Annotated in this window: 22 protein-coding genes and 2 pseudogenes; all 24 read left to right on the top strand. The window is 43.1% G+C overall.

Annotation, left to right across the window (positions count from 1 at the left end):
* A pseudogene (locus PGRAN_RS17355) lies at positions 1–172 on the top strand (ASCH domain-containing protein); the annotation flags it as partial.
* A 126-nt stretch (positions 173–298) separates the two neighbouring features.
* The gene (gene pth / locus PGRAN_RS13290; protein WP_036067748.1) at positions 299–853 is read left to right on the top strand and encodes an aminoacyl-tRNA hydrolase; all 555 of its coding nucleotides are present in this window, start codon (positions 299–301) and stop codon (positions 851–853) included.
* Between the two features lie 68 nt (positions 854–921).
* Positions 922–4,473: a transcription-repair coupling factor gene (mfd, locus tag PGRAN_RS13285; protein ID WP_036067746.1), complete on the top strand. Its 3,552-nt coding sequence runs from the start codon at positions 922–924 to the stop codon at positions 4,471–4,473.
* A gap of 24 nt (positions 4,474–4,497) precedes the next feature.
* Complete coding sequence (locus PGRAN_RS13280) at positions 4,498–6,069, top strand: putative polysaccharide biosynthesis protein (RefSeq protein ID WP_036067745.1); 1,572 nt, start codon at positions 4,498–4,500, stop codon at positions 6,067–6,069.
* A gap of 76 nt (positions 6,070–6,145) precedes the next feature.
* The gene (locus tag PGRAN_RS13275) at positions 6,146–6,409 is read left to right on the top strand and encodes an RNA-binding S4 domain-containing protein (RefSeq protein ID WP_277619721.1); all 264 of its coding nucleotides are present in this window, start codon (positions 6,146–6,148) and stop codon (positions 6,407–6,409) included.
* 15 nt (positions 6,410–6,424) lie between these two features.
* Positions 6,425–7,207: a sirohydrochlorin chelatase gene (locus PGRAN_RS13270; RefSeq protein WP_277619720.1), complete on the top strand. Its 783-nt coding sequence runs from the start codon at positions 6,425–6,427 to the stop codon at positions 7,205–7,207.
* The gene (locus PGRAN_RS13265) at positions 7,204–7,644 is read left to right on the top strand and encodes a precorrin-2 dehydrogenase/sirohydrochlorin ferrochelatase family protein (protein ID WP_077914691.1); all 441 of its coding nucleotides are present in this window, start codon (positions 7,204–7,206) and stop codon (positions 7,642–7,644) included. The genes PGRAN_RS13270 and PGRAN_RS13265 overlap by 4 nt, the downstream gene beginning before the upstream one ends.
* Positions 7,645–7,809: 165 nt before the next feature.
* Complete coding sequence (nirB, locus tag PGRAN_RS13260) at positions 7,810–10,209, top strand: nitrite reductase large subunit NirB (RefSeq protein ID WP_036067742.1); 2,400 nt, start codon at positions 7,810–7,812, stop codon at positions 10,207–10,209.
* Positions 10,210–10,215: 6 nt separating this feature from the next.
* Positions 10,216–10,527: a nitrite reductase small subunit NirD gene (nirD, locus tag PGRAN_RS13255; RefSeq protein WP_051998648.1), complete on the top strand. Its 312-nt coding sequence runs from the start codon at positions 10,216–10,218 to the stop codon at positions 10,525–10,527.
* Entirely contained in the window at positions 10,524–11,603 is a 1,080-nt protein-coding gene (gene cobA, locus PGRAN_RS13250; RefSeq protein WP_065427923.1) for a uroporphyrinogen-III C-methyltransferase, read from the top strand. The genes nirD and cobA overlap by 4 nt, the downstream gene beginning before the upstream one ends.
* Positions 11,578–12,021 carry a GAF domain-containing protein gene (locus PGRAN_RS13245; RefSeq protein ID WP_036067741.1) on the top strand — a complete coding sequence of 148 codons (444 nt, stop codon included), beginning with the start codon at positions 11,578–11,580 and terminating at the stop codon, positions 12,019–12,021. Before cobA ends, PGRAN_RS13245 begins: the two co-directional genes overlap by 26 nt.
* A gap of 6 nt (positions 12,022–12,027) precedes the next feature.
* Positions 12,028–13,062 (top strand): sensor histidine kinase, encoded by a 1,035-nt coding sequence (locus tag PGRAN_RS13240; protein ID WP_036067740.1) that lies wholly within the window; start codon positions 12,028–12,030, stop codon positions 13,060–13,062.
* Positions 13,059–13,709, top strand: coding sequence for a response regulator (locus PGRAN_RS13235; RefSeq protein WP_036067739.1), 651 nt, complete (start codon positions 13,059–13,061; stop codon positions 13,707–13,709). Before PGRAN_RS13240 ends, PGRAN_RS13235 begins: the two co-directional genes overlap by 4 nt.
* A gap of 87 nt (positions 13,710–13,796) precedes the next feature.
* Positions 13,797–14,510 carry a DUF2238 domain-containing protein gene (locus PGRAN_RS13230; RefSeq protein WP_241433355.1) on the top strand — a complete coding sequence of 238 codons (714 nt, stop codon included), beginning with the start codon at positions 13,797–13,799 and terminating at the stop codon, positions 14,508–14,510.
* Between the two features lie 291 nt (positions 14,511–14,801).
* Entirely contained in the window at positions 14,802–15,197 is a 396-nt protein-coding gene (locus tag PGRAN_RS13225; protein WP_036067734.1) for an FtsB family cell division protein, read from the top strand.
* Between the two features lie 90 nt (positions 15,198–15,287).
* Positions 15,288–15,728 (top strand): S1 domain-containing RNA-binding protein, encoded by a 441-nt coding sequence (locus PGRAN_RS13220; protein ID WP_036067731.1) that lies wholly within the window; start codon positions 15,288–15,290, stop codon positions 15,726–15,728.
* 116 nt (positions 15,729–15,844) lie between these two features.
* Positions 15,845–17,785, top strand: coding sequence for a hypoxanthine phosphoribosyltransferase (gene hpt, locus PGRAN_RS13215; RefSeq protein ID WP_036067727.1), 1,941 nt, complete (start codon positions 15,845–15,847; stop codon positions 17,783–17,785).
* A 332-nt stretch (positions 17,786–18,117) separates the two neighbouring features.
* Positions 18,118–20,226 (top strand): ATP-dependent zinc metalloprotease FtsH, encoded by a 2,109-nt coding sequence (gene ftsH / locus PGRAN_RS13210; protein WP_036067724.1) that lies wholly within the window; start codon positions 18,118–18,120, stop codon positions 20,224–20,226.
* A gap of 322 nt (positions 20,227–20,548) precedes the next feature.
* Positions 20,549–20,983, top strand: a complete 435-nt coding sequence (locus PGRAN_RS13205) for a DUF2712 domain-containing protein (RefSeq protein WP_036067722.1) — start codon at positions 20,549–20,551, stop codon at positions 20,981–20,983.
* A gap of 75 nt (positions 20,984–21,058) precedes the next feature.
* Complete coding sequence (locus PGRAN_RS13200) at positions 21,059–21,826, top strand: DUF2705 family protein (RefSeq protein ID WP_036067749.1); 768 nt, start codon at positions 21,059–21,061, stop codon at positions 21,824–21,826.
* Positions 21,813–22,514: a WxPxxD family membrane protein gene (locus tag PGRAN_RS13195; protein WP_036067720.1), complete on the top strand. Its 702-nt coding sequence runs from the start codon at positions 21,813–21,815 to the stop codon at positions 22,512–22,514. The genes PGRAN_RS13200 and PGRAN_RS13195 overlap by 14 nt, the downstream gene beginning before the upstream one ends.
* Positions 22,511–23,212, top strand: a complete 702-nt coding sequence (locus PGRAN_RS13190; RefSeq protein WP_036067718.1) for a DUF2705 family protein — start codon at positions 22,511–22,513, stop codon at positions 23,210–23,212. Before PGRAN_RS13195 ends, PGRAN_RS13190 begins: the two co-directional genes overlap by 4 nt.
* A 5-nt stretch (positions 23,213–23,217) precedes the next feature.
* Positions 23,218–23,849 (top strand): annotated as a pseudogene (locus PGRAN_RS13185) (ATP-binding cassette domain-containing protein).
* Positions 23,842–24,462: a hypothetical protein gene (locus tag PGRAN_RS13180; RefSeq protein WP_036067715.1), complete on the top strand. Its 621-nt coding sequence runs from the start codon at positions 23,842–23,844 to the stop codon at positions 24,460–24,462. The pseudogene PGRAN_RS13185 and the gene PGRAN_RS13180 overlap by 8 nt, the downstream one beginning before the upstream one ends.
* Positions 24,463–24,832 lie beyond the last annotated feature (370 nt).

The following is a 24,832-nucleotide window of genomic DNA, read 5'->3' as shown; positions in this document are numbered from 1 at the left end:
GCGAGATCAGAAGGTGAAGGCGATTTGAGCCATGAATACTGGTATACGGGGCATAAAAAGTTTTTTCACATGGGAACTTGGTCAGTATGGCCGCGCTTTTACGGACGATTTATTACTGGTCTGTCAAACATTTGAAGTGATGGATATTTACCGAGAGCGGGGAAGTCTGTGAAGCATCTCAAAAAACAAATGACATCCCTTTCTTACATCGCCAAATCATGGTATAATCAAACGAAACGTATAGTTGCGAACAACCATTTCATCCGTGAAGTGGTTTAAGTTGTTGAGGAGAGTCGTTATGAAGATGATAGTTGGACTCGGAAATCCGGGTAAGAAATATGAACGTACGAGGCATAATGTCGGCTTTATGGTCGTCGATGAGCTTAGTTTTAGATATCAAACGCCTTGGAAGAAGTCGAAATTTAATGGGATGACGAGCAGTATCGTCGTGAATGGCGAGAAAATGTTACTCGTGAAACCGTTAACTTTTATGAATCTTTCGGGGGAATGTGTACGTCCCTTAATGGATTATTATGATATTTCAGTGGACGATGTGATGATTATTTATGATGATTTGGACTTGCCTACTGGGAAAATTAGACTTAGACAAAAGGGGAGCGCTGGTGGTCATAATGGGATGAAATCATTGATTCAGCATTTGAAAACGCAGGAATTTAACAGGATTCGTGTTGGTGTGGATCGGCCTGCGAACGGTGATATTATTAATTATGTGCTTGGTGATTTTCCAAAAGCAGAGCAAGCGGATATTATCGACGCAATCAAGAAGAGTGCGGATGCCGTGGAAGCTTGGTCAAGTAAAGATTTTGCAGAGGTTATGAATCAATTTAACTAGTGATTAGCAGCCGGATTATTTCGGCGAGAAATTTAGATGGAATATTCAAAAAAAGGAGGCCTTTTAGTGTGAAGGGATTACAACAGCTTGTCTATGAACAAAAAGATATTCGTGGCGTTATCAAAGAATTGGATGAAAAGGGAAAATCGCAATTAGTAACGGGGCTTTCGGGTTCAAGTCGAGCGTTATTTGCCAGTGTTATCGAGGGTGGGACGCAGCGACCGGTTATTTTTGTGACACATAATTTATACCATGCTCAGAAATTATACGATGATTTGTCGGCTTTGGTGGACAGTGATCGTCTTTACTTATATCCTGCCGATGAGTTGATTTCGTCGGAGCTTAGTATCTCAAGCCCAGAACTTCGAGGGCAACGCGTGGAGGTACTACAATTTCTGCTGTCTCGAAAATCGGGAATCGTGATTGTACCTGTTTCTGGGATGCGCAAAATTTTGCCGCCAGTTTCGATTTGGGAGAAGTATAATATTTCGTTGATTCAAGGTGCGGAGATTGATCCAGAGGGATTGCAGCAACAATTGGTGACAATGGGGTATTCAAGAAGTGATATGGTTAACACGCCGGGAGAGTTTAGTATTCGCGGCGGTATTATCGATATTTATCCGATCACGGAGGAGCACCCGATTCGGATGGAGTTATTCGATACGGAAGTGGAGTCGTTGCGCTTTTTTGATGTGGATACGCAGCGGTCGATTGAGACGGTGGAGGAGTTCCGCTTGGTGCCTGCGACGGAGATTTTGCTGGAGCCGGCGTTTTTCCCGGATTTGGTGACGCGGATTGAGAAAAAATTGGCGCAGACGCTGAAACAGATGGCGGGTGAGAAGGAAAAGCAACAGCTGGTGGAAAACTTAGAAGAGGATTTGGAGTTGCTTCGTGACGGCCAAAAACCGGACATGTTTTTCAAGTATATCGGGATGTGTTATCCTGATCCGGCTTCGTTGCTGGATTATGTGCCGCAAAACTCGATTTTGCTATTTGATGAATTTGCGCGGATTCAGGAGACGGATGAGCGCTTAGAAAAAGAGGAAGCAGAATGGCAAACGGAGACGCTGGAACGGTTGGAGACAGTTCGTGATACGAAGATGAGCCATAATTTCCGAGCGCTTTTGGAAACGGATCGCTTGTCGCGGATTTATTTGTCGTTGTTCCAAAAGACGCCGAACAGTGTGCGAATTGCGAAGATGACGAACATTGTTTATAAGCAAATGCAGCAATTCCATGGTCAGATGAGTGTCCTTAAAACGGAGATGGATAGCTGGTCGAAAAATAATTATGCGGTCGTGATTTTGGCGCCGTCGGTTGAGCGTGCGGAGAAAATGAAGCAGACGCTCGCGGATTATGAGATGGAAAGCGTGATTTTGAAGGATGAGTCGGAGGTTCCGAAATTTGGCCAGACGCAATTTGCGCTTGGTAGTTTTCAGAATGGGTTTGAGTTGCCGCTTGCCAAGGTTGTTTTTATCAGTGAGACGGAACTTTTTAATAATAAGAAGCAGCAGAAGCCGAAGAAGCGGCAGAAATTGTCGAATGCGGAGCGGATTCAGAGTTATTCGGAGCTGAAGGTTGGCGATTATGTGGTTCACGTGAATCACGGGATTGCGCGCTATGTTGGGATGGAGACGCTGGATATTAACGGGGTTCATAAGGATTACTTATTGTTGATGTACCAAGGCGATGATAAGTTATTTATTCCGGTGGAGCAACTGGAGCTCGTGCAAAAATATGTTGGCTCGGAAGGTAAAGCGCCGAAGTTGAACAAGCTTGGTGGCGCGGAGTGGAAACGTGTGAAGACGCGGGTTCAGGCTTCTGTGCAGGATATTGCGGATGACTTGATTAAATTGTACGCGGAACGTGAGGCGGAGCGTGGTTATGGCTACAGTCCTGACGGCGAAATGATGCGTGAGTTTGAAGATGCGTTTCCGTATCAGGCGACGGAGGATCAGCTGCGTTCGATTATGGAAATCAAGAAGGATATGGAGCGCGAACGGCCAATGGATCGCTTGCTTGTCGGGGACGTTGGTTACGGGAAAACGGAGGTTGCCTTGCGTGCGGCGTTTAAGGCGATGATGGACGGGAAACAGGTGGCGTTCCTTGTGCCGACAACGATTCTGGCGCAGCAACATTATGAAACGATGAAGGAACGGTTCCAAGGATTTCCGATTGAGGTCGGGTTGCTGAGTCGATTCCGGACGCGTAAACAGCAGAATGAGACGCTAAAAGGTTTGAAGTCGGGGCACGTGGATATAGTAGTTGGAACGCATCGCCTGCTTTCTAAGGATGTGGAATACCATGATTTAGGTTTCCTTGTCATCGATGAGGAGCAGCGGTTTGGCGTGACGCATAAGGAGAAGATTAAGCATATCCGATCGAAAATTGATGTGTTGACGCTTACCGCTACGCCGATTCCGCGGACGCTGCATATGTCGATGCTAGGTGTGCGTGATTTGTCAGTCATTGAGACGCCTCCAGCCAATCGTTTTCCAGTGCAAACCTATGTGGTGGAGCAGAATAACGTGTTGATTCGGGAAGCAATTGAGCGGGAGCTTGCGCGTGACGGCCAAGTTTTCTTCCTGCATAACCGGGTAGATTCCATTTTGCAAAAGGCGGATGAGATTAAGATGCTCGTGCCGGACGCGCGTGTTGCGGTGGCGCACGGTCAAATGACGGAGACGGAGCTTGAGTCAGTGATTTTGAGTTTCCTTGAGGGCGAATACGATGTGCTAGTAACGACGACGATTATTGAAACCGGCGTGGATATTCCAAATGTGAATACGTTATTCGTTCAAAATGCAGATCACATGGGGCTTTCTCAGCTTTATCAATTGCGCGGTCGTGTTGGTCGGTGGAACCGGATTGCTTACGCCTACTTTATGTATCAAAAAGATAAAATCCTGCGGGAAGAGGCGGAGAAGCGTTTGCAGGCGATCAAAGAGTTCACGGAGCTCGGTTCTGGATTTAAGATCGCTATGCGTGATTTGTCGATTCGTGGCGCTGGTAATATTTTAGGGTCACAGCAACACGGCTTCATCGATTCTGTCGGCTTTGATTTGTATTCGCAGATGCTGCAAGAAGCGATTGCGGCGCGGCAGCCTAAGGAAGCGCATGAGCGGGTCGTTCCTGTAGAAATTGATATTACGGTGGATGCGTATATTCCGGAGCACTATATTCAAGATGGACGTCAAAAAATTGAGATGTACAAACGTTTCCGGACGGTGCTTGATATGGAGGATTTGGAAGAATTGCGTTCTGACATGACGGATCGCTTTGGTGAATATCCGGAGCAGGTGGAATATTTATTCACGATTACCGAATTAAAAGTGTATGCGATGCGGGTTGGAATTGAGTCGGTGAAACAAGAAGCAACGAAGGTTACGATTCTTTTCTCGGAAGATGGTACGCAAAATATGCGTGGCGACATGGTGATGCAAGTCATCGGTGAGTACGGTCGCCAGATTGGTGTAGGCATGGACGGTCAACAGTTGAAGATTACTGTAAATGTTGGTGCCAAGTCACTTCAAGAATGGCTGTATGAGCTGAAAACATTGACTGACAAATTATCAGAAGCGAAAAAAGAAACCGTGGAATCACAATCGGAATTAAGATAATTAAAGAAGGCGGTGACGCAAGCGATGGCTCAAAAAACGATTAAGAACTTAATGCAAGGCGCGGTGTGGTTAACGCTTGCGTCACTACTTTCTAAAATACTGAGCGCAGTTTACCGGATTCCGTTCCAAAACATGGTTGGCGATATTGGTTTTTATATTTTCCAACAAGTATATCCGATTTATGGCATTGCGATGACGCTTGCTTTGGCTGGTTTTCCGATTATTGTCTCACGTATGATTGCGGAGGAAAAAGATGCGGCACAACGCGAAACGATTTTTCAGTCAGCGCTTCAGGTCATGATTGGTGTCGGAGTCCTTTTTTTCATCGCAATTTTCTTCGGAGCGGGTTTCATTGCGCGCGTAATGGGAGATGTTCATTTAACCGTTCTGATTCGCGTCATCAGCTTCGCCTTCTTATTGATGCCATTTTTGGCTAGTTTACGTGGTTTTTTTCAAGGCCATGAGCAGATGATCCCGACAGCAGTTTCGCAAACGATCGAACAATTAGTGCGCGTCATTATTATTATTGCTGGGGCAACCGGGGCCGTGGCACTTGGTTGGAATCTCTATATGACTGGCGCAGTGGCTATGAGCGGTGCTGTGATCGGCGGCTTTGGCGCGCTAGGTACGCTACTCTATTTTTACTGGCGCAAAAAACCAGAACAAATCAAGTTTACTAAAAAATGGGCTAGCATCAAGTTTGTCAAGCAGTTCCTCGCACAAAGCATCGCGGTCTGCACAACAAGTGCGATGCTGATTTTGTTCCAACTACTAGATTCCTTCCAAGTTTACCGCCTTATGCGCAATTCTGGTATTGAGACGACTACCGCGAAAGCCTTAAAAGGAATCTATGATCGTGGCCAGCCACTTTTGCAATTAGGCTTGGTCTTGTGCATGGGTCTCGCGCTCGCCATCGTGCCAATGATTACGTCAGCAAAAGCGCGCGGGGAAACAAAAGAATTACGGCGATCCGTCCTACTCATCATCAAACTCACCATCCTTCTATCGGGAGCCGCAACGCTTGGACTTATCGCTATCATGCGTCCGACGAACCAAATGCTGTTTGAGACCGCGTCAGGAACCGGTGTCCTGCAGGTATTTATCCTGTCACTATTCCTGAGTTCACTCATCGTGACAATGAGCAGCATCTTGCAAGGGTTCGGCAACATGGCAGGGCCCGCCGTCGCGGTCTGTGTCGGACTCGCCGTCAAGCTCGCAACAAATGCCATGCTCGTACCGCGTTTCGCAACATATGGCGCATCTTGGTCCACCGTCATTGGCCTCAGCGCGACGCTCATTCTGTGCTACGTTCTGCTCAAACGCCAGCTCCCGATCCCGTTCATCCGCAAAAACATGATCGGCTGGGCACTGCTTGCCTTTGTAGCGATGATCATTGTTCCCGTCGCGTGGGAAGCATTCTGGCCACTGACAAGCCGCATCGGCAGCGCGGTCCAAGCCCTATTCGGCGCACTAATCGGAGGAATCATCTTTTTCTACTGCCTCATCAAGTTCAAACTACTCACGACACGCGATCTAATCTTCATGCCATTTGGCTCAAAACTGCTCTGGCTCGCTAACAAAATCCATCGTAGATAGTTGCAATTTCCGCCTAACCGTGCGAAGATAAAGATAAATTTTACAAGCAAAGGAAGGATGTAACATGGCTGATTCAATGCGTTTAGATAAATTTTTAAAAGTATCACGACTGATCAAACGGCGAACCGTCGCAAAAGAAGTTGCTGAAAAAGGTCGGATTTCTGTTAACGGCACGGTTGCCAAACCAGGCACCAATGTCAAAGCCGGCGATGAACTAATCATCAAATTTGGTCAAAAAACAGTGACGGCGCAAATCGATCGTTTAGAGGAAAATGCCCGTAAAGAAGTCGCGACAGAAATGTACACGATTTTAAAAGAGGAACGCAAAGACGAAGAATAAACGAAAAATACGAGTTTGAGACGCGCATGTGGTTTCAAGCTCTTTTTTCACATCATTGAGGAGGAAAAACGAATGAGAGCAATCATGTACGTCGCTCACGGTAGCCGTTTACCCGAAAAAAATCGCGAATTTCGCTGTTTTGTAGAACAAATCATGCAACAACGACCAGAAACCCATCAAAAAATCGCTTTCCTAGAAAAAGAAGACGAAACGATGGCACTGGTTGGTGAGACTCTGATGGAAGCCGGTGCGTCCGAAATCACGGTGATCCCGATGCTACTTTTCCCAGCCATGCACGCGACAAAAGATATTCCAGAACAAGTCATCGCGCTAAAAAAAGCTCATCCAGATGTGACTTTCCAAATTGCCGATACATTTGGAGCAGAAGAGGAAACGATTGCTGTTGCCGCATCACGAATCAAAGCAGCAAGTCCAGCAAAAAGCGCAGCGATTCTCGTCATCGCTCACGGCAGCGCAACTTATCACGAACCGCGAATCCAGATGCAGCGCGTCGCAGAGAAACTTAGCGCCGAGCTCGGCAACCCGGTCACACTAGGCATGCTCCATGGCGAACCTAACTATCGCCAAGTTGCCACAGAACTCGCGGCAACAAACGATAATATCTATTGGATGCCCTATTTCCTTTTCACAGGCCAGCTCGTCGATAAAATCCGCGCTGGAATCACAGAGGTAAGCGAGCATACCCCCAATACCACATGGCATGAAACCAATTGTCTTGAACTAGATTCCAGCCTCGCGCCCGCCGTACTTCGCAAGATCACAGAGGTGTCCCAATGACGACTATAGGCTATCCAATTCTACTCCAGCTAGCGGATAAAAACGTAGCCATCATCGGCGGTGGCAAAATAGCGACTCGTAAAGCACAAGGACTACTCCCGACTGGCGCCAACATCACGGTTATCGCACCCACCTTCACAAAAACGCTACAAGAAATGCCCATCACACGAATCGAAGAAAACTATCATGCTGCACATATCAAAGACGCATTCCTCATTTTTTGCTGTACGAACGATCCCGAAATAAACACCCGAGTGACGACAGATGCAACCGCGCCCCAATTAGTCAACGATTGTAGCAATAGGACCCGATCGGATTTTTTCAACATGGCAACGATCCGAAAAGCAGACCACCTGATCGCGATATCCACTGACGGCACTGACCCAGCCAGATCCAAAAACATCCGTACAAAAATAGAGCAGAACACCGAATTTTAGCGTTCTGCTTCCAAATTTGTCCATCATATCATGCGGAATAAGCCCACCATAAGCCTTTTTTCAGTGATTCCCCTCATATTCGAGATTCCCAAATCCCTGTATAATAAAGACATCTAATTTTACAATTAATTGTGCGTATATTCACAATTGACAGGAGGGAAACCAATGCCAAAACAAAAACTACTCATGATCGGTAACGGCATGGCCGGTGTGCGGACTATCGAAGAAATACTGGAACGCGAGCCAGGCAAATACGCCATCACCATCATTGGCGACGAGCCGTATCCGAACTACAACCGAATCATGCTATCCAATATTCTGCAAAACAAGATGACTCCATCCGAAATTATCCTGAACGACGAAGCATGGTATACAGACAACCAAATCGAATTACATACGAGTGAACAGGCACTACTTATCGACAGACACACGAAAACCGTAACGACTACGAAGCGTAACATCAGCTACGACAAGCTTATTTTAGCGACTGGATCTAGAGCGTTTATTCTCCCGATTCCTGGCGCGGATCTTGACGGCGTACTGGGTTTCCGCACGATTAACGACACAGAAAAAATGATCGACATATCGCAAAAATACGAACGAGCTACTGTCATTGGCGGTGGTTTGCTCGGTCTAGAGGCCGCGCGAGGTTTACTTGATCAAGGCATGGATGTCACTGTCATCCACCTCGCAGAATGGCTCATGGAAACCCAACTTGACGCCAAAGCAGGGGAACTTTTAAAAGCAGACTTGGAGGCGCAAGGCATGAAATTCCTCATGCAAAAAGCAACCTCAAAAATCCTCGGGAAATCACGCGTGACAGGGCTAGCTTTTAAGGATGGCACGCAAATCGAGACGGATCTTGTCGTCATGGCGATCGGAATCAAGCCTGAAATCGAACTGGCGCAACAGGCGAATTTACCAACAGGACGCGGTATCCTAGTCGATGATTCCATGACAACGGCAGACCCAGACATTTTTGCGGTGGGGGAGTGTGCGGAACATAATGGCATCGCATATGGCCTTGTAGCACCACTTTATGAACAAGGAAAAGTGCTCGCCGATCGACTATGTGACATTGCAACAAAAGGGTACCACGGTAGCAAGATGTTCACCCAACTCAAAGTATCCGGTTGCGACCTTTTCTCGGCAGGCGACATTAAAGAAAACGCCGAAATCAAAGGCGTCACTATTTTTAACAGCATCGAAAATAAGTACAAAAAAATATTCATGCGCGACGGAAAACTGGTTGGTGTCGTACTTTACGGTGATACGACCGAGGGAAACCGTCTTTACAATCTCCTCAAAAAAGAAGAAGAACTAACCGATTTCACACTCGTTTCTTTATTGCATAAATCAGGAGAAGTAGAGAGTACAAGCGTTGCTGAAATGTCAGACGATGCGTCCGTATGCGGTTGTAATGGCGTCACAAAAGGTGCCATCACGAAGGCGATTACAGAGAAAGGCCTCACGACAATCGGGGAAGTTACAGCCCATACAAAAGCCGGTGGTTCCTGTGGGAAATGCAAGCCGATCATTGGCGATATTTTAGAACACACACTTGGCGATGATTTCGTGAGCGCAGCACCAGCCGGAATATGCGGTTGTACCGACTTCACGCGTGACCAACTCATCATTCAAATCAGATCGAAACAACTACAAACTGCAAAAGAAGTCCGCCACGTATTAGCGTTTCGGAACCCAGAAGGCTGCTCCAAATGTCGGCCAGCTCTCAATTATTATCTCAACATGGTTTGGCCGCAAACGCATGCCGATGAACCAGAAAGTCGCTACGTCAACGAAAGGCTACACGCCAATATTCAAAATGATGGTACGTACTCTGTGATCCCACGGATGTATGCCGGTCAAACAGATCCGCAACAATTGATTCAAATCGCGAAAGTCGCAGAAAAATACGATATTCCATTATTAAAACTGACTGGCGGCCAGCGCATCGGACTCTATGGCGTGAAAAAAGAAGACCTTCCGAAAGTTTGGGAAGAGCTCGATATGCGCTCTGGATTTGCCTACGGAAAAACATTGCGTACCGTTAAATCCTGTGTCGGTTCGGAATTTTGTCGTTTTGGCACACAAGATGCACTGGCGCTCGGCGAAGCTTTAGAACGTCAATTTGAGTTCGTGGATACGCCGCATAAATTCAAAATGGGTGTTTCTGGTTGCCCAAGAAGTTGCGTCGAATCAGGCATCAAAGATTACGGGATCATCTGTATCGAGAATGGCTACCAAATTTATATCGGCGGAAACGGCGGGACAGAAGTCAAAGAAGCACAACTTTTGACAACTGTAGCAACCGAACAAGAAGTGATCGATATATGTAGTGCTTTCGTCCAATATTATCGGGAAACGGGCGTCTACATGGAACGGACCGCGCCGTGGCTAGAGCGAATGGGCATGGAGCACGTCCGCGAAATCATCCTCGATCCAGCAGAACAAGCGCAACTAAAAGCATCGCTAGAAGAGGCGCTCGTAGGTCGTGATGATCCGTGGAAACAAGTTTTACAAGACGAAGAAAAACAAAAACTATACCGTGTAGAAAGAGTGTGACTCGCGATGGAGAAAAAATATATAGCAGATTTAGAAAGCTTGACGCCGCTCATTGGTCGCGAAATACGCATGGATGGCGTACCAATCGCCTTGTTTCGCCTGACAGACGACAGCGTGAAAGCCATCAGTAATCGTTGCCCACATAAAAATGGACCGTTAGTAGAAGGCACTGTGTCTGGGACCGATGTTTTCTGTCCCCTTCACGACTACAAAATATCACTCGAAACAGGTATTGTCGCAGCACCCGACGAAGGATGCGTCCAAACTTACGAAACAACTGTGGAAAACGGCAAAATCTATTTGGTAACGAGTCCATGACGCACGTATATCTCATAGGCGCAGGGCCAGGCGATCCAGAACTCCTGACACTAAAAGGACGACGCCATCTTGAAACCGCAGATATCATCATTTACGACCGTTTAGTAAATCCGACACTACTTCATCTGGCTAAAAAAGGCGCTGAGTTTCTGTATTGTGGTAAACTACCGCGCCATCACACAATGCGTCAAGAACAAATCAATGCAGCTATCGTTGCAAACGCCGTGCAAGGGAAAAAAGTAGTCCGTCTTAAAGGCGGAGACCCAGCCATTTTCGGACGTGTCGGTGAAGAAATGAAGGCGATATCAGATGCCGGTTTCACCTACCAAGTCATTCCTGGCATCACGTCGAGTTCCGCTGCATCCATCTATGCGGGAATTCCCCTAACGCATCGCGATCACAATGGACACGTCACGTTTGCAACGGGGCATCAGAAAAATAACGCCCTCACGGAAATAGACATGAATAACCTCCTACAAGGTGGGACGCTCGCTTTTTATATGGGCATCGAAAACCTATCACACATCTGCGAAAAACTCATACGACAACCGGCGTTGACCAAGCTTCCAATAGCCATCATCGAATGGGGCACACTAGGACGCCAAAAAGTGCTCACTGGAAGCGTGGATACAATCGAAGCAGCATTAGCAAAAACAATGCTCGCCAACCCAGCGATGATCATTATCGGCCATGTTGTCACCGAACGCACAGCTCCCTCCTGGTTCGAACAACAACCTTTGTTTGGCAAACGCTACTTACTCGCTTCCGAAAGAGGATTCACTTTTGAGCAGATATGCGAATATATCGAACTCGGCGCACATATCTATGCTTTTCCATCATTAAACACCAAAGACACACGCTTTGACGATATCACTACACGCGTTCTAACGGAGCAAAATTGGGACGGCATCCTATTGCACGACGGAACTCCGGTTCGAATTTTGCAAGAAGAATTAGCGCGGCTTGGAATAAATGAAACATTTCACATATTCCAAAATAACGATGCACATGTTATTCTAGGGGAGTGTAGTCAAGGAGGAATGACATTCGATGAAAGAACAAGATATAGCAAGTGAACTAATAGATATCCGGTTGCAACTTGGACTCGATTTTGTTGGGATTGCCACAGCGATTGCAGCAGGTGGTCAGAAAGAAATCCGATGGAAATACGTCGCTGGTAACCGTAATGAACGCTATCAAAAAATCGTTCTCCAAGTTGGCAAAGGTATCGCAGGCATTGTCTGGCGTACGGCGAGGCCCATGATCGCTGAAGATCTGAAAAATGACAGACTTGCGCCATTGCAAGAATATCCGATTGCCCTCACGGAAAATTTGGCGAGTATTATCGCGGTTCCGATTACATTTGAAGATACAGTTATTGGCGTTATGCTCGGTGGTTATCGCAAAGTTACACATATAAAGGCCCCGTTGATCGGCAACTTTAAAACATGTGCAGAAGGCATGAAGAAAAGTCTACTAGCCATAAAGGAATGATGTGAAATGGAAATAACATCCGAACTATTTAGGAAAGCTTATGAGCAAATGAGTGATGCTGTTTTTTTATTGCAAGGTAAAAGCGAGATTATTACATCGAATCCAGCGGCAAATCGCTTGCTAGACCAGTATGAAGTCAATCTAGATGATTTCTGTACGTTTTGTAATGGCTACACCTCCAACTTTGAAGAACGGACGTGCCTAGGCTGTTCTTTACGAAAACGAGTCGATAATGAGTCTTTTCAACTGTTTTTGAACTTGAAGGTTGGGAAAAATATCCCGTTCAGCGCGAGCTACACATTGATCGACGAAAAAGCTGGCATCAGTGTGCTCATTTTACGCAATTTAACCCAACAACAACATACCGAACAACTGCTGAAGCAAAAAACGATGACGGAGTACGTGATCAATGCCCAAGAAAACGAACGAAAACGATTGTCTCGTGAACTTCACGATGGCCTGGCGCAAGGCTTATTTAGTACGCTTATCGAACTGCGCAAAATCAAATACATGACCAAAAAAGAAGACTATGAATCAAGCCTTTCCGAGATGGACTCGATGCTCGCTACGACGCTTGAAGATATCCGTAATATGGCTATAGAATTGCGCCCGTCTTCATTGGATGATCTCGGCATTTTCGCCGCTTTAAAAGCTTATTTTAAGCGATATGAACAATTGTTTGGCATCCATGTCGTTTTCGTCTCCGAACTATACGGAACCCGTTTTCCAGCAAGTGTGGAAACCATGCTATACCGTGTGACGCAAGAAGCCTTGACCAATGCCGCTAAATACGCCGATGTTGGCGAGATTGAGGTATACCTTTTCAAAACGAAACAGTCAATAGTTCTTGAAATAAATGATCAAGGAATTGGTTTCTCACCAGACCATTTTACCGCACAAGGAAGTGGGCTTGGTCTGTTGAATATGAAAGAACGTGTGGAACTTTTAAATGGCGATTTTGAGTTGCGTTCAGAACCACAACAAGGAACAAAAGTACTTGTCAGGATACCAATCGAGCCAAAAGGAGGCAGAACAACATGATTAAAGTACTCGTTGTTGACGACCATGCCGTCGTTCGTAGCGGCCTATCATTCGTCATCAATTCACAAGAAGACATGACGGTAGTAGCAGATGCAGCAGACGGTTTAGAAGCTTATCTGGAAACGGAACGCCACACGCCAGACGTTGTTTTAATGGATCTAAGTATGCCACCCGGTGAAAACGGCCTGGTCACCACAAAAAGAATCAAGGAGAACTTTTCCGACACCAAAGTTCTTATTTTAACGATGCATGATGACGAAGAATATTTATTTCGAGCCCTAAAACTTGGCGCATCTGGTTACATCTTAAAAAATGCCAAAGACGACGAACTACTCGATGCCATCCGTTCACTCGAACAAGGAGAAATATACATCTATCCAAAAGTAACAACCGCGCTTGTCCGCCAATTCTTACAGCAAAATAATGGCGAAGAAGCCAAGGATTCCTATGTTCAGCTATCCAATCGTGAACAAGAAGTACTGCCATTAATCGCGCTCGGTTACGGCAACAAAGAAATTGCCAGCAAGCTTTGTATTTCGGTCAAAACTGTGGAGACACACAAGTCAAATATCATGAATAAACTGGATCTTAACTCCCGCGCCGAGATCGTAAAATACGCGATTAAGAAAAACCTCATCGATTTGTAAATAGTTTCAGTTAAAACTTCCTTTTCTAAGAAAAAGTAACTATAATGAATAAATGACAATAGTTTTGTAAAAGGGAGTGTAATTCATTTGAAGAAAACAGAAAAGTGGAATTGGACAAAAATTATCGGGATTTTTATATTTGCATCACTATTAATATCGCTGGTTTTTTCGCTTTATAATATGTTCACAACGCCTTCGACAGGAACACCAGAAGGGGATCCAACACGCAGCGACTATGCTTTAATGGTCAGCCAATGCGTGCTCGGCTTGGTGGCGATGTTTTTACCAGCCATTGTGGGTCGTCGCTTTCGATTTGAAATTCCGGGAAATATGTATTTGATTTTTATTATTTTCCTATACTGTTCCATTTATCTAGGCGAAGTGAGGAGTTTCTACTACCTAATTCCGAACTGGGATACGATTTTGCATACATTTAGTGGTGCGATGCTTGGTGCGCTAGGTTTCTCTATCGTTTCCTTCTTGAATGAGGACGAGCGGACAACGATGAATTTAAGCCCGGCATTTGTGGCGTTATTTGCCCTTTGCTTCGCGGTGACATTAGGCGTTGTCTGGGAGTTCTATGAATTTTCAGCGGACAACCTATTTGGTATGAATATGCAAAAAACAATGCTCGAAGATGGCACCAAACTCGCGGGAACTGCTGCCGTATCAGATACGATGGAAGATCTGTTCGTCGATTTCCTCGGAGCCCTAACCTTTGCGGTCATCGGCTACCTCAACTTAAAACGCAAAAAAGGTTGGATGGCGAAGTTTGAATTTAAAAAAACAGTGAGAAAGTAATAGTACATGAGAGGCTTGCGATGGAACTATTTCGTTGCAAGCCTTTTTAAAGGGAAAAAAGAGCAACTAGGAACAAATATCCAGACCATAAATCATAATAAAATCAAATTGGCAACTATATCGTTTTGGAAAATGCAAAAAAGATTGTTGAAATAACGAATAGCAATGGACAAAAGCCCGAAATATTGTTATTATTTTAAACAAGAACCAATTTTTTTCAAGGAGCGTCACGACAGGCTTGTGAAATAAGGCTGGTGGCTAATTAATGTTGAAGAAATGGGGGGATGATGTGTGAGGAAAGAACAACGTAATGTTACGAAGATTAATAATCGCTATGTACAAGACGAAGCTATCATGAAAAAACAACGATCACGCAGAAGAGTCGCGCTATTTCGGAGATTATTAATGCTCGCGGTGGTTATCATTGCGGTGAGTGGAGGCCTAGTGTACGCTTATTCGCAACAAGTAAGCTTATTACACGCGAAGGAAAAAGAGAAAATAGCACTGAACAAGAAATCACTCGCAGTAGCGCAAGATCAGAAAGAACTAAAGAGCACGATTACCAAATTACATGATGATGACTACATCGCGAAGCTTGCTAGGAGTGAGTATTTCCTTTCTGAGAAGGGGGAAATCATTTTTAATATTCCTGACGAAAACGATAAGAAGAAAGAGTCGTCCAATTAATTTGCGAAAAAAGTTTCGTGTAATTGACACTCTTTTTATATTAGCTATAATTGAAGGTAGAGTGAAATTTTAAGGAGGAAGCATTGTTTTATGTCGATTGAAGTAGGCAACAAGTTACAAGGGAAGATTACTGGGATTACTAATTTTGGGGCGTTTGTTGAGTTAGAAGGTGGCAAGACAGGTCTTGTTCACATTAGTGAGGTTGCAGATAACTATGTGAAGGATATCAATGACATTTTAACAGTTGGCGATGAAGTCACTGTAAAAATAATGAATGTCGGTGATGATGGGAAAATTGGTCTATCGATTCGTAAAGCAGTCGATCAACCAGAGCGTCCTGAAAGACCAGAGAGAAGTTATAGTAGCGGACCTCGGAAACCGAAATACAACAAAAAAGCTGCTGAACCAGTTCGTCCAGAGAATTTTGAAGATAAAATGTCTAAATTCTTAAAAGATAGTGAAGACCGTTTATCTACCTTAAAACGTCAAACGGAGTCGAAACGTGGCGGCCGTGGGGCAAAACGTAGCTAATCATAAATAATGAATTTTATAGGAGCTGTTCAAAGTCAACTAAAGTCTGATTTACTTGGCTTAGGTACAACTCCTTTTTTTGCCTGATTTTGATGCATGAAAGAGGTTAGAAATAGATGAATGCTCGCGAAAAAGTAATGACGTTTATTGGGAAGCATCAACTTATTAAGCCTAATGATCATCTGCTTGTCGCCGTTTCTGGTGGTGCAGACTCTATGGCGTTACTTCATTTTCTAATCCAGGCCACGATTGTGCCAAAAGAGGCGATCACCGTTGCCCATGTCAATCATGGTTTACGTACAGAATCCATTGACGAAGAGCAATTGGTTGCCGACGTTTGCGAAACGTACGGTATTCGCTTTGAATCGACGCAACTCGATATTAGGAGGCTGGCGGCGCAAGAACAAGCTGGTGTCGAGGAAACGGCTCGCAAATATCGTTACACTTTTTTTCGAGGTTTAATGCGAAAACATCATTGCCAGCGACTCGTACTTGCGCATCATGCTGACGATCAGATGGAAACGATTTTAATGCGACTTGTTCGAGGGAGTTCAGACTTGGGATGGCTTGGAATGCAACCGACGCGAGAATTTGCAAACGGCATGGCGATACGCCCGTTCTTACCATTAACGAAGCAAGAAATTGTGGAGTTGTGCGAGGCGCAAAGTATCCCCTATTTGGAAGACGCGACAAATCAGGAAGATTCCTATACACGTAATCGTTATCGCAAAGCATTACTACCGTTTATGAAAGAAGAGAATGCGCATGTCGACGAACAGTTCCGCCGTTTTTCAGAAGAAACATCAGAAGATTTTAGGTATTTGAATGAATTGGCAGAACAAGCTTTGCCAGATATGACGGAATACAGTGAAACGAAAGTAGAGCTTTCTTTAACGGAGTGGCGAAAACTGGCTCAACCTTTACAACGCCGCACAATTCATTTACTATTAAAGTATCTGTACAAAGACAATTTGGCTCTTATTTCAGCGGGGCATGTGGAGCAGATTTTGCGACTGAATCGGGAAGTGAATCCATCTGGCGAGTTGCACTTGCCGAATAGTCTGATCGTGAGGCGTGCTTACAATCAGTTGGATTTTTTCTACGGTAAGACTGGCAAGAAGGTGCAGGATTTTTACCATCAGTTGCATGATGGGGATCGCGTAACATTGACGGATGGCGCAGAGATTCGAATTAAAACCAAGAGTTCCGTGGTGCAAACTGCTGGGCTTGATGGGATTATTGTGAATCAAGCGGATATCGAATTGCCGTTAATTATCAGAGGTCGCATGAATGGGGACCGAATGAAGACGACCGGTGGTACGCGCAAACTCAAATCGATTTTCATTGATGCCAAAATTCCCAAGCACAAGCGTGATACATGGCCAATTGTGACAGACTATTCAGGTGAAATTTTATGGATTCCGGGTGTTCAAGCTTCGAGTTACCAAGCGAAGCCTAGCCGTGAAATAAAGCAGTATATAATCAGATATCATCGTAATTTAGGAGGAAGCAAAAGCATGCACAACGATATTCAAAAAGTGTTGATTAGCGAGACTGAAATTCAAGAAAAAATCGCTGAACTAGGAAAAGAGCTGACGGTGGAGTACGACGGCAGATTCCCATTAGCTATTGGTGTTTTAAAAGGTGCGACGCCGTTTATGACAGATTTACTAAAACGTGTGGATACATATCTAGAAATGGATTTTATGGATGTATCGAGCTACGGTAATGGGACCGTTTCGACTGGTGAAGTAAAAATCATCAAAGATTTGAACACTTCCGTTGAGGGGCGCGACGTTTTAATCATTGAAGATATCATTGACAGCGGACGCACGCTTAGCTATTTAGTAGACCTACTTAAGTACCGCAAAGCAAAGTCAGTAAAACTTGTGACGCTACTCGATAAACCAGAAGGTCGCAATGTAAATATTGACGCAGATTATGTGGGCTTTGTCGTTCCAAATGAGTTCGTCGTTGGCTATGGTCTTGACTTCGCAGAGAAATATCGTAACTTACCGTACATCGGTGTTTTGAAACCAGAAATTTATGCAGACTAAGTTAGTTCACAAAATGAATTAAATTTGTTACCATATAGAAAACAAGGCACCAAGGTAGCTTATCCACGTTAAAATTTTCCTGTAACAAAAAAACCGCAGGAACAACATGCAAATCATTGGGAAATTAAAGATCAGTGTGCTATCATTAGTCTTAGTTTTTAGCTCAATATGCCTATTTGAGGAATAATAATAAACAATGCTTTTTAATAGAAAGTCTTCGTAAGAGAAACACAAGGCGGATCTGTTTTTACAGCAAAAAAAGGGAGAGTAAGTCAAGCCCGATTTTTAGAGTGAAAGAACAGTCCAAGCTCTTACGTGGGAGGAGGTAAGGAATGAATCGCTTTTTTAGAAACGCCATATTTTACGTTATCATTTTCCTTGTTATCATAGGAATCGTGGCCACTTTCAACAACAATAGTGAGACCGCAAAAGAAATCAGCTATGATGAATTCATTACGAAAATGGGTGACGATAAGATCAAATCATTCTCCATTCAGCCAGACCGTAGCGTTTACGTCATTGATGGAGAGTTCAAAGATGCAGTGAAAACAGATAGTAAAGTCGGGAAAGATCAAACGACAACGAAATTCACGACGTACGCTATCAACAGTGATCAACTGCTAACACAAATGGATAAAGTTGCGGATGACAACGATGTGAAAATGACAGTCGTTCCTGCCAAGCAAAATAGTGGCTGGATTACTTTCTTCACTTCCATCATACCCTTCGTTATTATCTTTATCCTGTTCTTCTTCTTGATGAGTCAAGCACAAGGTGGCGGCGGTGGCGGTCGAGTTATGAACTTTGGTAAAAGTAAAGCCAAACTTTATAATGACGACAAGAAAAAAGTCCGCTTCACTGACGTAGCTGGTGCAGATGAAGAGAAACAAGAATTAGTAGAAGTTGTGGATTTCTTGAAGGATCCACGCAAATTTGCTGAACTTGGCGCACGTATACCGAAAGGGGTCTTACTCGTAGGTCCTCCAGGTACAGGTAAAACATTACTTGCCCGTGCAGTAGCGGGTGAAGCAGGCGTACCGTTCTTCTCTATCAGTGGTTCGGACTTCGTGGAAATGTTCGTCGGTGTCGGTGCAAGCCGTGTCCGTGATCTATTCGAGAATGCGAAGAAAAATGCTCCATGTATTATCTTTATCGATGAAATTGATGCTGTAGGTCGTCAACGTGGCGCAGGAATGGGCGGCGGACATGACGAGCGTGAGCAAACATTGAACCAATTGCTTGTAGAAATGGATGGTTTCAGCGGTAACGAAGGAATCATTATCATTGCGGCAACTAACCGTGCTGATGTACTGGATCCAGCATTACTACGTCCAGGCCGTTTTGACCGTCAAATCATGGTAGATCGTCCTGATGTTAAAGGACGTGAAGCAGTACTACAAGTCCATGCTCGTAATAAACCACTTGCGAAAAGTGTCGACTTAAAAGCTATTGCGCAACGTACACCAGGATTCTCTGGTGCCGATCTGGAAAATCTTCTGAATGAGGCTGCCCTTGTTGCCGCCCGTTCCGATAAAAAAGAGATCGATATGAAAGACTTGGACGAAGCAAGCGATCGTGTTATCGCTGGCCCAGCCAAGAAAAATCGCGTTATTTCTGTTAAAGAGCGTCGTACCGTTGCGTATCATGAAAGTGGTCACGTAATCGTCGGTATGGTACTTGATGAAGCAGAAGTAGTCCATAAAGTAACGATTGTACCACGTGGGCAAGCAGGCGGATATGCCGTTATGCTACCAAAAGAAGACCGCTTCCTGATGACAAAAGCCGAACTCATGGATCGTATCACTGGTCTTTTAGGTGGCCGTGTTGCAGAAGAAATCGAATTTGGTGAAGTAACGACAGGCGCAAGTAATGACTTCGAACGTGCGACACAAATCGCGCGCCGGATGGTAACCGAATGGGGTATGAGCGATAAGATCGGTCCACTTCAATTCGCGTCTGGAAACGATCAAGTATTCATGGGTCGAGATTTTGGAAATGGTAAAAACTATTCCGATAAGATCGCATATGAAATTGATACCGAAGTACAAAGCTTAATCCGTTTCTGTTATGACCGTGCGAAAAATATTATTCTAGAGCACAGAGAGCAACATAAGCTAATTGCTGAAACATTGCTCGACGTAGAAACATTAGATGCACGCCAAATCCGTTCTCTATATGATGATGGTGTTTTACCAACTGAATTAGATGCTGACGAACAAATGATGGAATTCCCTTCTGAAAAAGATGATATTAAACCAAAATCTTTTGAAGAAGAAAAGGAAGAAATCGTAGAAGAAGCGAAGCAAGATAAGGTTTGGGATTATGCAGACAAAGATGAGAAAGCGGAGAAAGATGCTGAATCAGAGGGGCCAAAAGAGGTCGTGACAGAAGAAGCACCTGACGCTGAAAAAACACCGAACGATGATAAAAAAGGTGAATAAGTAAAGTTATGGACCAGTACATGTAAGTTGTGTGCTGGTCTTTTTGTTGAGGATTTTACGAAGCGAGCATGGAAACCAAGCCATTAATATGTCGAAAGTGTAAAATAAATCTTTGAACGGAGATCTTAAATGTGAAAAATATTCAAGGATAGTGGATTTATGAACATTTCTTTTGTGATACAGTAATTATATACTTTTTTTATGTATATAGCATCATATCGTTTCCAATTAAATTCCTTTTAAAGATAAAATAGTCTTGTTTAATGGATAATTATATGCTATTCTAAAAATGCAAGTTACATTATAACAGGGAGGATTACATATGAAGAGTAAAAGGAAGTTAGTTTTAATTATAGTTTTATTGCTTAGTCTAGTAGTTCTAGCGAGACCTGTAAGTGCATCAAATGATAATATTAAGTTTAATTTTACCATTAAGACCTATCATGCGAACAGCGTAAGTGGTGAAAAGTACAGACAGACGACTAATACGAAGAATAATTGGAAGGTCAATTTTAGTTATTCTGGTGAAGGGGCAGGAACCGTCACAACATTTTGGTTGGACAAAAAAATGCCTTGGTATGCAGAGTTAAATCATCAAGTTGTATCCGGAACATACAATGTGAAGCAAGGAACAACGATTTATAAGCCAGCATATAGTAGCGCTAGCCAGCAAAATGTAAGATTAGGTGCTGAAAACAATAATTATAGTGCAAAATCCTACACAGCAAGCGGATATTGGGATGAAGAAACTAATTAAGATTCACCGATATGGGAGACTGGTAGCATTGTAATGATGTTACCAGTCTTTAAATACGATAAGAAGGAGATGCAGATGGTAAGTCATTTAACGAGAATACGAAAAAATAATATGAGCAGGATAATAATACTTGTTATTATCTTATTTCCGCTCATTGAAATAGGACAACTAATTGGGTTAAGAAATACAACTGGTGAAAATTTTCATCCTGCCTTTGCGTCTTTCCTCTCAGGAGCTTCACAAGGACACATCACACAAATATTATTACTCTGGTTTCTTCCAATTTATTTTTTACTCGTCGTATCAGATGACAGTATAATGGATTACTTGACGGGTTATCGAAATATACTAATTAGTAAAGTTGGAAAGAAAAAGTATCTATTAGAAAAAATGATCACCTCGTTTCTCGTAGGTTTTGGTGTAATGGCTATTGCTTTAACCCTAAACGTAATAATAACAAGTGTTGTATTCCAAGGTGGGGACTCTATGAGAGGCATGGAGGAAATGACGTTCGATGATAATACTCTCTTCCACTTTGGAATCACACATAGGTACATAATGGCGATTATTTTTATCTTTATTACTAGTTTTTATACAGGTCTAGTAAGTTTGTTAGGTGCAAGTATGAGTTTGCTTTTCTTAAACAAGAAATTAGCATATCCTGCAACATTTTTTATTTGGTTCTTTTTTATTTTGCAGAATAAATCGATAATGCTTTTGTTTCAGCCCTTTGCGGAGTACGGTATCTCAGATTTGCTAGGTATATTCATTGCTTCATTGCTAACATTTATTATAATACCTATTCTTGTATACATATACGAGGCGCGCTATGCAGAAGACTAAATGGGGGCACATAATATTGACTTCCCTTCTATTCTTTAGCGCAGTGTGGTTTTTTCAAGGGAGACACTGGTTGATTGATACCGACTATGAAAAGTTATACGAGTTAAATGTTTCTGTTTTTGGCTATAATTCCGCGGCAGCTTATTCTCTTATATATATACTGCCGTTCTTATTGCTGCTAAATCTATTAGTTCGTCATAACTCTGCAGAAATAACTACTAGATTTGACAAGAGAAGTAGCTTGTATCGCCTATTTGTATATCAGTCTATTCAACTGGCGGTTAGTTATGCGGGAATACAATGTTGCGTTAATATTTTGTGGACAACTCTATTCTTTGATCAGCCATTACTTCACCAAGCCAGTTTCTATCAAGCGACGTTATATAATGCGATAGCTTTTATTCTGTTCTATCTAATTACCGCTTTTTGTTTCAAAATCACAGAGACGATCACAAAATTGACAGCCTTAAGCATGGGTATCACAGTGCTATTATTCGCTACAAGCTATTTCATCGAAAAAATAGGAATATCTATGACACATTGGTCGCTCTATCAAGATGTGGGTGTTATGGAATTGTTATTCAATGGTGGGGTTGTTGGGATAAATTATTTAAGGCTAGTAGTCATAGCTATCATCACGTCGCTCTTAGCCTCCATGCTTTTTGAACGTAAGGATTTTATCACATGAAAAATAATATGAGATGGTGTCTTGTTTTTATGGGGTTATTTATAATTCAAGTTCTGTTTTCAAGCTCAAAATTAATGCATGGTAACGTCTATCCATTCTTAGCTGGTGTTCCTATGACAGTGTCAGCTGTTACGACCAGTATTTATTTAATGGTTTGGTATCTCCCAATTGTAGCTTTAGGTTTTTATTTTACTGGTTTTGTAAAGGATTCTCTCAGCCAATATGGCGTTCTACTATTAGTTAGACAGTACAGCAAATGGCGTTGGCTTTTGAAAAGGTTTCTTTACTTAATAATAGTGACAGGAATCTTTGTAAGTTTGCAAGTTGCTGTACACATCTGCTTTTTCCGAAAGGGTATGCAGTTTAGCGAGGCTATTTTAGTAGCAGTCTTCTTCTATTTTGTTACTTTAATCGTATTGTTTAGTGTTCAAGTTACTCTGGAAATAGTGACAGATGTGCAAATTGCATTTTTGGTAGTAAATATAATGGCTATTTGTTCTGTGTTAGCGATGCCTAGTTTAATGGTAATGCACGCCCCTAAGTTAGTAGCCTATTTTTTGTTTACGAATTTAGGTATGGATTATCGGAGGGGTGAAATCAGCACTATGATAGAAACGATGTTAGTATTACTGGCGATTGAGATAGTTTGCATTTCTATTGCTATGTATAAAATCAAAAAAATTGATATATTGAGGTGAACGCATTGTTAACGATTTCTGGTGTAAATAAAAAAATCAAAAAAATACCGGTTCTAACCGACATTACATTTCAGTTTGAACCAGCGAAAATATATGGACTATTTGGCAAAAATGGTTCTGGCAAGACGATGCTACTACGAGTCATCGCTGGATTAATTATTCCGAATTCAGGAACCATTGTCTATAATAATTTAAAGCTGCATAAAGATATATCTTTTTTACCAAACGTAGGCGTTATTATTGAGAACATGTCATTGCTTCCTCAATACGATGCTTTTACAAACCTATCTATTTTGGCCAAAAAAAAAAAAAAAGAGCGACATCAGCGGATATTGAAGAAGCTTTAATACGTGTGGGTCTTGATCCTAAATCTAAGCAGAAGGTGAAGGGTTTTTCTTTGGGCATGAAACAAAGGCTAAATATAGCGCAAGCCATTTTTGAAAAACCAGACATCATATTGCTAGATGAACCAACGAACGCGATTGATGATAGTGGTGTGGAACTGATTCATCAATTGTTGTTGGAGGAAAAAGAACGAGGGGCGATGATTATTGTGGCGACGCACCATAAAGTAGATATTGACTCAATATCAGATGTGGCATTAAAAATGGTAGATGGGAGAATGTTTTGTGAGTAGAGGGAAGGTAATACTATTTGGATGTATTGTCCTTATTTTTATTGGTTTTGTAAGTTGGCGTTTTTTTTGTGAAGGACTTTATGGTAAAACCAGAAAAAGTTACTTTAGCGGCTGGGGAGTATACAGTTGGGAAGATTTAAATCCAGGGGACTACGATGTGACGGTGGTGGATGGGAACGTAATATATGGAGGTGCACAACTTGCGGTGGGAGATACTAAGTTTGCGCAACCTGCTTTTGATGGGGAAAAATTTTCGATAGAAGGTTCGGGAAAAGTGATATTTGAGCCAGCGAAATATAAAAAACTGGAGCCTGCGAGTGAAGGTGTGTACAGGATTTATCATTCCGGTTACTATAAAATTGATGCACAGATACCAGCTGGGAGATATGAGGTGACGTATGTTGCTCGAGATCCTGATGTGGATAAGGAGCTAGATCCGTTAGTTCAGACTACGAAGAATCATGACATACAAGAGGGAATTGCGTTCGATAGTAAAGGGAAACATTATATTAATTTGAGAAAAGGTGAAGTATTAGAAGTTTTTAAAGAATTTTCTAGGGAACGTTCTAGGGAGTATAGAGGGTCTTATGTTCAGTTTGATGCTGTGAAATAGAAATATTATCCTTGAGAAAGCTACTACCTTATAATTTTAGGTATGGCTTTTTTTTATGTCTATTTTACTTTGTTGAGGCTCTTATGACGCTGAATTAGGTGCAGAATTTAAGTTCTAAAGAATGGCGTGATGTTATGTTTAGCGCCTCCGGATCTAGTTTCAACGGCCAACTCCTTGAAAACTTCACGCCCTCCGCAAAAACCACGAGCGGGTTTTTACTGCGGCCGCTCCAGTTTTTTTCGGAGCTAAACGGGCCGTTTCAGCTTTTCGTTCTAGATCCAGCTTCAAAGGCCAGACCCTCGAAATTTTCGTGGACTCCGAAAAATCCAAGGGAGGGATTTATCTGCGCCCCCTAACAAATTTTTTTCGG

The organism is Listeria grandensis FSL F6-0971 (genome assembly GCF_000525835.1).
GTDB lineage: Bacteria > Bacillota > Bacilli > Lactobacillales > Listeriaceae > Listeria_A > Listeria_A grandensis.
This window is presented reverse-complemented; position numbering and strand designations above follow the sequence as displayed.

What these genes read in the sequence shown, in the direction of transcription:
- PGRAN_RS13265 (WP_077914691.1), top strand. Translation starts at nt 7,204, where the DNA reads ATGACGACTATAGGCTATCCAATTCTACTCCAGCTAGCGGATAAAAAC.
- PGRAN_RS13235 (WP_036067739.1), top strand. Translation starts at nt 13,059, where the DNA reads ATGATTAAAGTACTCGTTGTTGACGACCATGCCGTCGTTCGTAGCGGC.
- PGRAN_RS13195 (WP_036067720.1), top strand. Translation starts at nt 21,813, where the DNA reads ATGCAGAAGACTAAATGGGGGCACATAATATTGACTTCCCTTCTATTC.
- PGRAN_RS13280 (WP_036067745.1), top strand. Translation starts at nt 4,498, where the DNA reads ATGGCTCAAAAAACGATTAAGAACTTAATGCAAGGCGCGGTGTGGTTA.
- pth (WP_036067748.1), top strand. Translation starts at nt 299, where the DNA reads ATGAAGATGATAGTTGGACTCGGAAATCCGGGTAAGAAATATGAACGT.
- PGRAN_RS13240 (WP_036067740.1), top strand. Translation starts at nt 12,028, where the DNA reads ATGGAAATAACATCCGAACTATTTAGGAAAGCTTATGAGCAAATGAGT.
- PGRAN_RS13275 (WP_277619721.1), top strand. Translation starts at nt 6,146, where the DNA reads ATGCGTTTAGATAAATTTTTAAAAGTATCACGACTGATCAAACGGCGA.
- PGRAN_RS13205 (WP_036067722.1), top strand. Translation starts at nt 20,549, where the DNA reads ATGAAGAGTAAAAGGAAGTTAGTTTTAATTATAGTTTTATTGCTTAGT.
- nirB (WP_036067742.1), top strand. Translation starts at nt 7,810, where the DNA reads ATGCCAAAACAAAAACTACTCATGATCGGTAACGGCATGGCCGGTGTG.
- PGRAN_RS13200 (WP_036067749.1), top strand. Translation starts at nt 21,059, where the DNA reads ATGGTAAGTCATTTAACGAGAATACGAAAAAATAATATGAGCAGGATA.
- PGRAN_RS13190 (WP_036067718.1), top strand. Translation starts at nt 22,511, where the DNA reads ATGAAAAATAATATGAGATGGTGTCTTGTTTTTATGGGGTTATTTATA.
- cobA (WP_065427923.1), top strand. Translation starts at nt 10,524, where the DNA reads ATGACGCACGTATATCTCATAGGCGCAGGGCCAGGCGATCCAGAACTC.
- ftsH (WP_036067724.1), top strand. Translation starts at nt 18,118, where the DNA reads ATGAATCGCTTTTTTAGAAACGCCATATTTTACGTTATCATTTTCCTT.
- nirD (WP_051998648.1), top strand. Translation starts at nt 10,216, where the DNA reads ATGGAGAAAAAATATATAGCAGATTTAGAAAGCTTGACGCCGCTCATT.
- PGRAN_RS13220 (WP_036067731.1), top strand. Translation starts at nt 15,288, where the DNA reads ATGTCGATTGAAGTAGGCAACAAGTTACAAGGGAAGATTACTGGGATT.
- hpt (WP_036067727.1), top strand. Translation starts at nt 15,845, where the DNA reads ATGAATGCTCGCGAAAAAGTAATGACGTTTATTGGGAAGCATCAACTT.
- PGRAN_RS13245 (WP_036067741.1), top strand. Translation starts at nt 11,578, where the DNA reads ATGAAAGAACAAGATATAGCAAGTGAACTAATAGATATCCGGTTGCAA.